Source organism: Streptomyces sp. NPDC050546 (assembly GCF_044457425.1).
Classification (GTDB): Bacteria; Actinomycetota; Actinomycetes; order Streptomycetales; family Streptomycetaceae; genus Streptomyces.
Genome location: NZ_JBITGX010000008.1, coordinates 115,031 through 127,397, shown reverse-complemented (window position 1 = coordinate 127,397; position 12,367 = coordinate 115,031). Strand labels below are relative to the sequence as shown.

The window sequence follows — 12,367 nt, the reverse complement described above, 5'->3', positions numbered from 1 at the left end:
AGGTGGGTACTAGGCGGCTTGTCATGAAACGCAGCCGCCTCGCGCAGATGGCCGTGGCCGCCACGGCCGCCGCGGGCCTCGTCCTCGCCGGATGCGGTGACACCGACCCGCGCGGCGGCGAGCAGGCCGATCTCCAAGTGCTCGCGATGGACGCGCCCCAGGTGCAGACCCTCAAGAAGCTCACCAAGGAGCACTTCACCGCGGAGACCGGTATCACGGTCGACTACACCCTGCTGCCCGAGAACGAGGCGCGGGAGCGGATGAACCGCGAGTTCGCGACCCAGGCCGGCAACTACGACGTGGCGAGCCTGAGCGCCTACGAGGTGCCGATCTACGCGAACAACGGCTGGCTCGCCCCGCTGGACTCCTATGTGAAGGCGGACGAGGAATTCGACCAGGACGACGTCTTCCCCAACCTGCTGGAGTCGCTGACCGGGCGGGACGGCAAGGTCTACGCCGAGCCCTTCTACGGCGAGGGCTCCTTCCTGATGTACCGCAAGGACCTCTTCCGCAAGGACGGGCTGGTCATGCCGCCGAACCCGACCTGGGAGCAGGTCGCCGGCCTGGCCGCCCGGATCGACGGCACCGACGGCACCAGCGGCATCTGCCTGCGCGGCCTGCCCGGCTGGGGCCAGAACCTCGCCCCGATCAACACGGTCGTCAACACCTTCGGCGGCGCCTGGTACGACATGGACTGGAACGCCCGCCTGAACTCGCCCGAGTTCAAGGAGGCCGTCGGGTTCTACGTCGACCTGGTGCGCTCGCACGGCCAGCCCGACGCCGACCGGATGGGCGTCCTGGAGATCCTGGACAGTTTCGTCGAGGGCGAGTGCGCCATGATGTACGACGCCACGTCGCTGGCCTCGTCGATCGAGGCCGACGGCTCCTCGGTCAAGGGCAAGGTGGGCTACGTCCCGGCCCCGCACGACAGAACCGACAAGGCCGGCTGGCTGTGGACCTGGGCGTGGGGCGTCCAGAAGGCTTCCGACGACAAGGACGCCGCGTGGGAGTTCATCTCCTGGGCCTCCTCCAAGGAGTACCAGGAGCAGGTCGGCCAGGAGCTGGGCTGGACCTCGGCGCCCGCCGGGAACCGCAAGTCGCTCTACGCCAATCCCGAGTACCAGCAGGCGGCCGGCGCCTGGTACCGGCAGGAGTACACGGCGGCGACGGATTCCGCCGACCCGAAGAGCCCCGGCGTCGGCCCCCGCCCGTACACCGGCATCGGCTTCCTGGGCATTCCCGAGTTCGCCGTGCTGGGTACGGCGGTCTCCCAGCAGATCGCCTCGGCCATCGCCGGGCAGCAGTCGGTGGACACGGCGCTGGACAAGGCGCAGGACCTCGCCCAGGCCGCGGCGGCGAAGTACCGGGGTGAGTGACCGGGCGGTCAGCGCCGCACGGAGCGCCCCGACACGTCGGCCGACGAGGGCCTCCCCCCTCCGCCTGACGGGGCGGGAGAGGGCTGCACGGTGAACTCGGCGTGCTCCCGCGCGCCGCACACCGCCGTCAGCACTGCTCGGAGAACTCCGGCACCTCCGCCGGCAACGGCGGCTCCCCGTCCGGGGCAGGCGGCAGCTCCACGGTGAACTCGGTGCGGCCCGGCGTGCTGCGCACCGCGGCGTGTCCGCCGTGCGCCGAGGCGATCGCCTGGACGACGGCCAGGCCGAGGCCGGAGCCGACATCGTCCGGTGCGCGGCGTGAGCGGGAGGTGTCGGCGCGGGTGAAGCGGTCGAAGACCGAGGCGAGGAGGTGCGGCGGGATGCCGGGGCCGTCGTCCCGGACCTGGAGGAGACGGCGCTCGGTGGTGGCCTCCACCGCGGCCACGACCGTGGTGCCGGGCGGGGTGTGGGCACGGGCGTTGGCGAGCAGGTTCGCCACGGCCTTGGCCAGCCCCGTCTCGTCGCCGATGACCAGCGCCGGCGCGTCGAGCCGCAGCGCCAGCCGCCAGGTGCGGTCCGGGTCCGCCGCCCGTGCTTTCTGGACGGCCTCGGCGACCAGGGCCACCAGGTCCACCTCGGTGGCCTGCGGGGGCCGGCCCTCGTCCAGCCGGGCCAGCAGCAGGAGGTCCTCGACCAGGCCTGTCATCCGCGCCGACTCGGCGGAGACCCGGCGCCAGGCCAGCGTCGGCTCGGCCGGTCCGGTGCCGCGGTTCATGAGCTCGGCGTATCCGGCGATCGACGCGAGCGGGGTACGGAGTTCATGGCCCGCGTCGGCGAGGAAGCGGCGCATGCGTTCCTCGCCGCGGCGGCGGGCCGCACGGTCGCTCTCGACCTGGTCGATCATGCGGTTGAGCGCGGCGCCGACCTGCCCCGCCTCGCTGCCGGGGTCGGTGTCCGCCTCGGCCACCCGGGGCAGGCCGGTGAGCCGGTCGTGGCCGAGCGGCGCCCGGGCGAGCCGGGCGGCCGTGGCGGCGACCCGGCCGAGGGGGCGCAGCTGACGCCGTACGACCGCGGCACAGACGCAGCCCGCGACGGCCAGTCCGGCGGCTCCGACGACCGCCTCGGCCACGACCAGGCGGTTCAGCACGTCCCGTACGTCGTCCATGGGGAGCCCGGCGAGGATCCGGACCCCGCTCGCGTCCAGCCCCGTGACCCGGTAGGTGCCGAGGCCGGGGACGGTCCGGGTGTGGGGCGTGCCGTCGGCGGCGATGCCGCGCAGAGCGGCGCGCTGCCCGGCAGTGAGGGCCCGGGGCGTGCTGTCCGGGCGGGTGACCGCCGCCGCGGTGACCGCTCCGTCCGCGTCGAGACGGGCCGCGAGGAGACGGGCCGCGAGGAGTCCGCCGGGGTGGCCGTTCCCGTCGAGGAACGTCAGGTCCCGGTCGTCGCCCGGCCGGAGCGAGGCCCCGGCCAGGCCGTGTTCGGCGGCGTCCATGACCCGGCCGTCGAGATGGTCCAGCAGCAGGGCCCGCTGGGCGAGGACGGCGGCGAGCGCCGTCGCGGCGCAGACGGCGACGAGGGCGGCGCCGATGCGGAGGAGGAGCCGGGTGCGCAGGGACTCGGGGGTGCCAGACATGTCCCGATCCTGTCCCGGTCCGCTGGGGGAAGCCTGTGTTCCGGCTGAGCACCGGCGATGTCCCCGTACGAACGGCGCGGGCCGCGCCCCCGGTCACCCGGGAACGCGGCCCTCGAACTGCCTCCGACTGCCTTGCCGGCCCGCTTACTTGCGGATCAGGCTGCGCAGCACGTACTGCATGATGCCGCCGTTGCGGTAGTAGTCCGCCTCGCCGGGGGTGTCGATGCGGACGACCGCGTCGAACTCGACGCCGGTGTCGGTGGTGACCTTCACCGTGCGCGGGGTGGTGCCGTTGTTGAGCTCCTCGACACCGGTGAAGGAGAAGGTCTCCTCGCCGGTCAGACCGAGGGACTGGGCCGAGGCGCCCTCGGGGAACTGGAGCGGCAGGACGCCCATGCCGATGAGGTTCGAGCGGTGGATGCGCTCGTACGACTCGGTGATGACGGCCTTGACGCCGAGGAGCGCGGTGCCCTTGGCGGCCCAGTCGCGGGACGAGCCCGAGCCGTACTCCTTGCCGCCCAGGATGACCAGCGGGATGCCCTGCTCGATGTAGTTGCGCGAGGCGTCGTAGATGAACGACACCGGCGCGTCCGGCTGCGTGAAGTCGCGGGTGTAGCCGCCCTCGGTGCCCGGCGCGAGCTGGTTGCGCAGGCGGATGTTGGCGAACGTGCCGCGGATCATGACCTCGTGGTTGCCTCGGCGCGAGCCGTAGCTGTTGAAGTCACGACGCTCCACACCGTGCTCGGTGAGGTACTTGCCGGCCGGGGTGTCGGCCTTGATGGCACCGGCGGGCGAGATGTGGTCCGTGGTCACCGAGTCGCCCAGCTTGGCGAGCACGCGGGCGCCGGTGATGTCGGAGACCGGGGTGGTCTCCATCGTCATGCCCTCGAAGTACGGGGGCTTGCGGACGTAGGTCGACTCGGCGTCCCACTCGAAGGTGTTGCCGGTCGGGATCGGCAGCGCCTGCCACTGGGCGTCGCCCGCGAAGACGTCCGAGTAGGACTTGGAGAACATGTCCTCGCCGATGGCGTTGGCGACGACGTCGTTCACCTCGGCCTCGGAGGGCCAGATGTCCGCGAGGAAGACCGGCTTGCCGTCCTGGTCGGTGCCCAGGGCCTCACGGGTGATGTCGACCTTCATGGAGCCGGCGATCGCGTAGGCCACGACCAGCGGCGGGGACGCCAGGTAGTTCATCTTGACGTCGGGGTTGATACGGCCCTCGAAGTTCCGGTTGCCGGAGAGGACCGAGGTGACCGCGAGGTCGTGGTCGTTGACGGCCTTGGAGACCTCGTCCGGCAGCGGGCCGGAGTTGCCGATGCAGGTGGTGCAGCCGTAGCCGACGAGGTTGAAGCCGACCTTGTCGAGGTACGGGGTCAGGCCCGACTTCTCGAAGTAGTCGGTGACGACCTTGGAGCCCGGGGCGAGGGTGGTCTTGACCCACGGCTTGCGGGTCAGGCCCTTCTCCACCGCCTTCTTGGCCACCAGGGCGGCGGCGACCATGACGTACGGGTTGGAGGTGTTGGTGCAGGAGGTGATGGCCGCGACCGTCACCGCACCGTGGTCGATCTCGTACGAGGTGCCGTCGGGGGCGGTCACGGTGACCGGGTTGGACGGGGCGCCGTTCGGGGCGACGGCCGGGGCGTCGGAGGCCGGGAAGGACTCCTTGCCGGACTCGTCGACGGTGTCGACGTAGTTGAGGACGTCCGTCTTGAACTGCTCGGCGGCGTTGGCCAGGACGATACGGTCCTGCGGGCGCTTCGGGCCGGCGATGGACGGGACGACCGTCGACAGGTCGAGCTCGAGCTTCTCGGAGAAGTCGGGCTCGGCGGCCGGGTCGAGCCAGAGGCCCTGCTCCTTGGCGTACGCCTCGACGAGCGCGACCTGCTGCTCGGAGCGGCCGGTGAGCTTGAGGTAGTTCAGGGTCTCACCGTCGATCGGGAAGATCGCGGCGGTGGAGCCGAACTCCGGCGACATGTTGCCGATGGTGGCGCGGTTGGCGAGCGAGGTGGCGGCGACGCCCTCGCCGTAGAACTCGACGAACTTGCCGACGACGCCGTGCTTGCGCAGCATCTCGGTGATCGTGAGGACCAGGTCGGTGGCGGTGGTGCCGGGCTTCAGCTCACCGGTCAGCTTGAAGCCGACGACGCGCGGGATGAGCATGGAGACCGGCTGGCCGAGCATGGCGGCCTCGGCCTCGATGCCGCCGACGCCCCAGCCGAGGACACCCAGGCCGTTGACCATGGTGGTGTGCGAGTCGGTGCCGACGAGGGTGTCGGGGTACGCCTGGCCGTTACGGACCATGACCGTGCGCGCCAGGTGCTCGATGTTCACCTGGTGGACGATGCCGGTGCCGGGCGGGACGACCTTGAAGTCGTCGAACGCGGTCTGGCCCCAGCGCAGGAACTGGTAGCGCTCCTTGTTGCGGCCGTACTCCAGCTCGACGTTCTGCTTGAAGGCGTCGTTCGTGCCGAACTTGTCGGCGATGACGGAGTGGTCGATGACCAGCTCGGCCGGGGAGAGCGGGTTGACCTTCGCGGGGTCGCCGCCGAGCTCCTTGACGGCCTCACGCATGGTCGCGAGGTCCACGACACAGGGCACGCCGGTGAAGTCCTGCATGATCACGCGGGCCGGCGTGAACTGGATCTCCTGGGAGGGCTGGGCCTGCGAGTCCCAGCCGCCAAGGGCGCGGATGTGGTCGGCGGTGATGTTCGCGCCGTCCTCGGTGCGGAGGAGGTTCTCCAGCAGCACCTTCAGGCTGTAGGGGAGGCGCGCGGCGCCTTCGACCTTGTCCAGCCGGAAGATCTCGTACGACTCGTCGCCCACCTGCAGCGTGCTGCGGGCGTCGAAGCTGTTCGCCGACACGACAGTCTCCTTCATTGATGTGCGCGTACCACCACGATCCTGCCGCCACGACTACTTGGCCGATCCGCTAAGGTAAGGCTAAGTTAGGTAGCCCTTACCGTCGGACCGGTGGCGCCGCGCGGCTGCGGTGCACCTCGGCAGATATCTCGATGTCGAGATAACTCTAATACACGAGGGCCGGATGGTCATGCCCCGGCACCCTTCATACGGTCATGTGCATCCCTTCCCGGGGTATCCGAACGAGGTATCCACGCCACGAACGGAAGGGAGACAGGCATGCCGCTCACGTTCCGCAAGAGTTTCCGGATCCTCCCGGGGGTGCGACTGAACATCAACAAGCGCTCCTGGTCCATCACCACCGGCGGCGGGAAGAACGGCCCCCGGTACACGCGCAGCAGCACGGGACGTCGTACGACATCGATGGATCTGCCCGGACCTTTCGGATGGCGGCGCACCACGAAGGCACGGCGGCACTGAGCCCGCCGGGCGGGAGGGGCGGCGGGATTGACGTCCCGTCACCCGAATGGACCCCCCAACCGAGCCCCATCTCATATCTGAGATAACCTCAACCTCATGGCAGACGACTACCTCGTACGCATCGGCAAGCTCATCCGTGACGCCCGGCAGCACCGGGGCTGGACACAGTCGCAGCTGGCCGAGGCGCTCGGAACCAGCCAGAGCGCCGTCAACCGGATCGAGCGCGGCAACCAGAACATCAGCCTTGAGATGATCGCGCGCATCGGGGAGGCCCTCGACAGCGAGATCGTGTCGCTCGGCTACGCCGGTCCGATGCATCTGCGGGTGGTCGGCGGGCGCCGGCTGTCCGGCGCCATCGACGTGAAGACGAGCAAGAACGCGTGCGTGGCACTGCTGTGCGCCTCACTGCTCAACCAGGGGCGCACGGTGCTGCGCCGCGTCGCCCGCATCGAGGAGGTCTACCGCCTCCTGGAGGTCCTGGGCTCCATCGGCGTCCGCACCCGGTGGATCAACGACGGCGTCGACCTGGAGATCGTGCCGCCGGCCGAGCTGGACCTGGCGGCGATCGACGCGGACGCGGCCCGCCGCACCCGCTCGATCATCATGTTCCTCGGCCCGCTGCTGCACCGCATGGACCACTTCAAGCTGCCGTACGCCGGCGGCTGCGACCTCGGCACGCGCACGGTCGAGCCGCACATGATCGCGCTGCGCCGGTTCGGTCTCGACATCGCCGCGACCGAGGGCCAGTACCACGGCATGGTGGACCGCTCGGTCCGCCCGGAGCGTCCGATCGTGCTGACCGAGCGGGGCGACACCGTCACCGAGAACGCGCTGCTCGCCGCCGCCCGGCACGACGGCACCACCGTCATCCGCAACGCCTCGTCCAACTACATGGTCCAGGACCTGTGCTTCTTCCTGGAGGCCCTCGGCGTCAAGGTCGACGGCATCGGCACGACCACGCTCACCGTGCACGGCGTGCCCACCATCGACGTGGACGTGGACTACTCCCCCTCCGAGGACCCGGTCGAGGCGATGAGCCTGGTCGCGGCCGCCGTCGTCACCGAGTCGCAGCTGACGGTGCGCCGGGTGCCGATCGAGTTCCTGGAGATCGAGCTGGCCGTGCTCGAGGAGATGGGCCTCGACCACGACCGCACGCCCGAGTACTTCGCCGACAACGGCCGCACCCGGCTGGTGGACCTCACCGTCCGGCCCTCCAAGCTGGAGGCGCCGATCGACAAGATCCACCCCATGCCGTTCCCCGGCCTGAACATCGACAACGTCCCGTTCTTCGCTGCCATCGCGGCCGTCGCCCAGGGCCAGACCCTCATCCACGACTGGGTCTACGACAACCGCGCGATCTACCTGACCGACCTGAACCGCCTCGGCGGCCGGCTCCAGCTCCTCGACCCCCACCGCGTCCTGGTCGAGGGCCCCACCCGCTGGCGCGCCGCCGAGATGATGTGCCCACCCGCCCTGCGCCCCGCCGTGGTCGTCCTCCTCGCGATGATGGCGGCCGAGGGCACGTCGGTGCTGCGCAACGTGTACGTCATCAACCGGGGTTACGAGGACCTGGCGGAGCGGCTGAACTCGATCGGGGCGCAGATCGAGACGTTCCGGGACATCTGACGCACCTCCGGATGGATGCCGCGGCATCCGTTTCGGCCATGGCGCCCTCCCCCCTCAGGGAAGCCGCTTGACCACCCGGAAGCCGACGTCCCATTCGCGGTCGACATCGCGGATGGTGACGTCGGTCCGGGTCTTGACGGAACACCAGTAGTGGGCGAACGACCCGCCCTTGATCGGCAGGTAGTCGTCCTGGGCCGGCTGTCCGCGCAGCCCGCGCAGCCATGGCGGGCGCCGGGTGTCGCGCTCGGGGGCACAGAGCTCCCAGACGTTTCCCCCGCAGTCGAAGAGGCCGAAGTGGCTCACCCCGGAGGCGAAGACGCCGACCGCGGTCGTGGTTCTGATCCCGGCTTGCCTGCTGTTGCTGCGGCCCGGTGAGAAGTCGCTCCCCCAGGGGTAGCCCTCGACTCCCTCGCGTGATCTGGCCGCCGCCATCCACTGCGCGACCGAGGGCAGCGCCACCTGTTCGCCCCCGAGGGCCCCCAGCCACCGGCAGAAGGCCAGGGCCTCGTGGTAGCTGATGCCGACGATCGGATGGTTGGGAAGGTCGAAGGGCGGCCCGTACGACTCGGGCGCACACCAGCCGAGCCGGTCGCGCAGGGCGGTTCCGCGCCTCGTCCAGTGACGGTCCTTCCCGTAGCCGCCGTCCCGCAGGAAGACCTCGTACTGCGCGTTGGTCACCGGGTACCTGCCGATGCGGAAGGCCGGGACGGTCACGGAGGAGGACTCCGAGACCGGGACCCGCTGTTCCGGAATGAACGCCCACTCGATGGCGGGCACGCTGCTCGTCATCAGATGACCGACCCCGACACCCGGACGGTCGTCTCCGACCATGCCGAGAGCACGGCCCAGCGCCGCGAGTTCCGCCGGCGGCAGGCTCGCGCTCTCGGCGAGCCGCTCCCTGACCACGGTGCGGATGCTCTGCCGCGCGGACTCTCCGGGCAGATTGCCGTTCTCGCCGATGCACAGCGCCGCCGCCTCCGGCTGCGCCTGTCCGAGCCAGGCGACCAGCGGCTCGAGGCTGCCCTGGAACCGGGGTACGAACCCCAGCGCGGCCCGCCACGGCGTCTCCACCCACCAGGCCCCCTGGTCCACGTACTCGTCGACGGACAGCCCGTCCGGGATGTGGCCGGCCAGCGCCGAGGCGGCGAAGTAGTCGCGGATCACACGGTGCCGGAAGGCGACACTCGTGCCGTCCTGCCCGACGATTCCGGCCAGCACCGCCGCTTCGAAGAGGCGAGGGGCGGGCGCCTCCCCCGGTCCCGTCGGCGAGGCGGTGACGGAGGCCAGGTCACAGCACTCCTGGCGGTCACGGATGAGCTTGACCGCGAAGGGCGCGAGACCGGAGAACAACTGGTCGAGCGTGATGTCGCGGTAGCCCACCTCGGCGTGCAGTCTGCCCCACAGCGCGGTCATCAGATGGTGCAGAATGTCCGGCTTCGAGAGGTCGAGGTACTCGCCTTCCCGCCGGATGGTCACCATGGCCCGCAGCAGGAAGGGAGTGCGGGCCAGTTGCAGGGCGGCGGGCGGGTCGCGCAGCAGCTTGAGGCGGAGCGCCGCCACATCACCCGGGAGCTTCCGGGGCACGGTGGCCGGGAGGGACCACAGCTGCTCACGCGTCCCGCCGGCCGCTCGCCACCCGTCCTGGACCTTCTCGTAGTCGCGCCCGGCGAGCTGCCGGAAGACCTCCTCCGCGACGCTCGTGCCGAGTTCGCATTCCAGGTGACGCAGGACCTCCGGCGGGTCAAGAGGGAGCAACTCGACCTCCACGCAGTTCGGCACCGACCAGTCGAGTCCCCGGGTGGTACGGGTCGACAGGATGACCGACGCGTTCGGATGGTCACGCATGAAGTCCAGGACGGCGGACTGCTGCCGTGACGTCATCTCGTCGAACGCGTCGCAGTAGAAGACACACGGGTGGAGAAGCTCGTCCTGCGCGGCGCCGCGCAGAAAGGGCACCGCGTGGCGCAGCATGTCCTCGGCCTGGACGAACTCCCGGCCCGTGCCGTCGTGGCCGGTCACCTCGACGGGTATCGCCGACCCGTCGCCCTGGTAGGCGCGGCACTGCGCCAGCGCCAGCAGGTCCAGCAGCACGCTCTTGCCCATCCCGGGGGCACCGCTGACGATCATCCGGCGCACCGCCGTGCGTCGTACGTACCCGACGACGTCCGGGACCAGAGTGTGCTCGGCACTGATGGACGTGGACCGGACCTGCGCCCTGGTCACCACGGACGAGCGTTCCAGCGAGTCGAAGGACGGCCCCATGCCGCTGAGCCTGACCTCGCCCACGAGCCGGCTCTCCAGCCTGCGCACCAGTCGCCGCACGTACTGCCGCGCGTCGGCCACCGGTTCGGTCGTGAGGGGCGTCGTCCAAGGGACCAGCTGGTCCGAGCGCACGCTGCCGTCGTAGCCGCGCGACGAGTAGAACACCGGTATCTGAGTGGTCTCGCCGAGGGCTCGCAGCCGCTCGAACTCGATCCGCACCTGCCGGGCGACGGCCTCCATGTCGGGCAGCCGTCCGGGCGTGACCGGCAGCTCGTCGAGCAGCACCGAGGACAGCCGTCCCGTCCCGGCGCCGGTGTCGTTGCCCGCCAGGTCGCCCTCCCGGGTGGCGCACAGGGTGAACTGGTCCGTCCGGCCCAGCTCGCCCCGGGGCAGGGACACGGTCGGCAGCCCCCGGCGCAGCTCGCGGTACGGGACGAAGCGCCGGCAGGCGTCGACGATCAGGATCTGGCGCCGCACCTCGGCGAACGTCGACGAGCGGAACGCCACCATGAGGTCGTCCAGGTCGACGTTGCGCAGCACGTCCTCGCGCGCGTCACAGGTGAACAGGCGCAGTCTGCCGTCGGGATCGGTGATGCCGTGCCCGCCCCAGAAGAGGAAGAGGACGTCGCACGGGTGCTCCCGGACCACGTCGAGCAGCGCGGCGTGTATGGCGTCGCACGCGGGCTCCGCGACACTGACGCCCGTCCGCTGCCGCCATGCGTCGAGGGCGTCCGGGGACGCGCTGTTGGCGAACAGACTGATGTGCGCTCCGGGCATGCCCATGTCCAGCAGCCAGTCCGTGAACCGGAACGCGTCGGCGGCGGGGCCCACCAGCTCCCAGTCCTCTCCGGCGTCGTAGGCCTCGACTCCCACCACCAGCGCGCGAGCGTTCAGGAACTCGTTCACGGGCACGCGCTGAGTATGGTCTCGCGGCACTGTTCGTTGAACCAGTAGGCGCCGTGGCAACCGGGGAAGGGCAGGTCGTTGTCGACGCGGACGTCGCGCACCCGCTCCCCGAAGACCGGGGCACCGACGTAGGCGAGGAAGTCCCGCTGGTCGTAGACATTGACCCACTCCGGGAAGCCGTCCGGCAGAGGAGCGCCCGCGCGCAGGCCCCACAGCGCGTCGAGCTCCCAGAACAGCGGTGCGGCGGTGCCCACCGTGACGAGGCGGACGTCGGACCGGCCGGTGGTGGCGAGGAGGTCGAGGCAGATGATGCCGCCGAGACTGTGCGCGATCACCGTCACCGGTGGTTCCAGCACGCTGATGCGGTCGGCGACGTACCGCCGGATCGCCGCGCCGTCGCGTTGGTAGAGCAGGATGTCGCCCGCGACGAGGGACGCGGAGCCCGTGAACGCTCCGCGCCGTCGGGACATGTAGGAGGTGGCCCTGTTCGCGAGGAAGGCTCCGACGCGTTGCTTCGCCCAGCCGCCGACGACCCCGCGGTACTCGTCGTCCGTGGCCTGGACGAGCTTCCGGACGAAAGCGTCCCGGTGTTCCCTGTCGTGGACGACCCTGAGGGCCGGCGCGTCTTCCCGCTCCGCTCTCCGAAGGGCCTCCGCGACCGTCGCGCGGACCACGGCCGGCCAGACGTCGACGGCCGCGACGCCGCTGTCCTCCAGGTCGCCGAACGCCTCCGACGCGGCGACGGTGCGACAGGCGTCGGCGAACTGTCCGGAGAGTCCGGCCTCGCCGAACAACCGCCCGACCTCTTCGGAGGTAGCGAACCGGTCGTGTCTGCTCCGCAGTGCCCGGCCGGCCGGTGCCCGGCCCGGGTGAAAGCCGCCGCCCCGCGGGTCCGGTGGGTCCGTCAGTGCCAGCAACCCGAGTTCGAAGAGCGCGTCGTCCTGGAGCCGCTCCCACAACAGCACGTCCAGGTCTTCCGGTACACCGGAAGGACCGGCACCCCGCGCTCCGTCGGCGACGGGTACGGATGCCCCCTTGGCGTACAGGGAGCTGCCGTACCGGCGGCCCCAGAAGCACCCGTGCACCGTGAGGTCCGGTCGTCGTTCGAGCAGCGACCGGGAGATCGTGTCGAGAGTGCTGTCGAAGGACGCCTTGCGCACCCCCGTGCCGTGCACGAACAGGACAGCCGTCACCGTGACCCCCTTGGTCGTGTGTTCCCTGATCC

The 12,367-nt window shown here is 70.7% G+C and carries 7 protein-coding genes; 3 read left to right on the top strand and 4 right to left on the bottom strand.

What is annotated here, in order from left to right; genetic code table 11:
* The first annotated feature begins 23 nt into the window (after positions 1–23).
* Positions 24–1,376 carry an ABC transporter substrate-binding protein gene (locus ACIBK5_RS21080; protein ID WP_399021404.1) on the top strand — a complete coding sequence of 451 codons (1,353 nt, stop codon included), beginning with the start codon at positions 24–26 and terminating at the stop codon, positions 1,374–1,376.
* Positions 1,377–1,503: 127 nt separating this feature from the next.
* Here ACIBK5_RS21080 and ACIBK5_RS21075 read toward each other — a convergent pair whose 3' ends face one another.
* Both ACIBK5_RS21075 and acnA read right to left on the bottom strand, forming a co-directional pair.
* Positions 1,504–3,009: a sensor histidine kinase gene (locus ACIBK5_RS21075; RefSeq protein WP_399021403.1), complete on the bottom strand. Its 1,506-nt coding sequence runs from the start codon at positions 3,007–3,009 to the stop codon at positions 1,504–1,506.
* Between the two features lie 144 nt (positions 3,010–3,153).
* The gene (gene acnA / locus ACIBK5_RS21070; protein ID WP_399021402.1) at positions 3,154–5,871 is read right to left on the bottom strand and encodes an aconitate hydratase AcnA; all 2,718 of its coding nucleotides are present in this window, start codon (positions 5,869–5,871) and stop codon (positions 3,154–3,156) included.
* Positions 5,872–6,147: 276 nt separating this feature from the next.
* On the opposite strand from acnA, the gene ACIBK5_RS21065 reads away from it, so the two are divergent.
* Both ACIBK5_RS21065 and ACIBK5_RS21060 read left to right on the top strand, forming a co-directional pair.
* The gene (locus ACIBK5_RS21065; RefSeq protein ID WP_033308449.1) at positions 6,148–6,348 is read left to right on the top strand and encodes a DUF4236 domain-containing protein; all 201 of its coding nucleotides are present in this window, start codon (positions 6,148–6,150) and stop codon (positions 6,346–6,348) included.
* Between the two features lie 96 nt (positions 6,349–6,444).
* The gene (locus tag ACIBK5_RS21060) at positions 6,445–7,974 is read left to right on the top strand and encodes a helix-turn-helix domain-containing protein (protein WP_399021401.1); all 1,530 of its coding nucleotides are present in this window, start codon (positions 6,445–6,447) and stop codon (positions 7,972–7,974) included.
* A 54-nt stretch (positions 7,975–8,028) separates the two neighbouring features.
* Here ACIBK5_RS21060 and ACIBK5_RS21055 read toward each other — a convergent pair whose 3' ends face one another.
* Entirely contained in the window at positions 8,029–11,148 is a 3,120-nt protein-coding gene (locus ACIBK5_RS21055; protein ID WP_399021400.1) for an SUMF1/EgtB/PvdO family nonheme iron enzyme, read from the bottom strand.
* On the bottom strand, positions 11,139–12,335 hold the full coding sequence (locus tag ACIBK5_RS21050) for a hypothetical protein (RefSeq protein ID WP_399021399.1): 1,197 nt from the start codon (positions 12,333–12,335) through the stop codon (positions 11,139–11,141). The genes ACIBK5_RS21055 and ACIBK5_RS21050 overlap by 10 nt, the downstream gene beginning before the upstream one ends.
* Positions 12,336–12,367 lie beyond the last annotated feature (32 nt).

Bases quoted from the DNA above. Each gene is read 5' to 3' on its own strand.
- ACIBK5_RS21080 (WP_399021404.1), top strand. From the start codon at position 24: ATGAAACGCAGCCGCCTCGCGCAGATGGCCGTGGCCGCCACGGCCGCC.
- ACIBK5_RS21075 (WP_399021403.1), bottom strand. From the start codon at position 3,009: ATGTCTGGCACCCCCGAGTCCCTGCGCACCCGGCTCCTCCTCCGCATC.
- ACIBK5_RS21065 (WP_033308449.1), top strand. From the start codon at position 6,148: ATGCCGCTCACGTTCCGCAAGAGTTTCCGGATCCTCCCGGGGGTGCGA.
- ACIBK5_RS21060 (WP_399021401.1), top strand. From the start codon at position 6,445: ATGGCAGACGACTACCTCGTACGCATCGGCAAGCTCATCCGTGACGCC.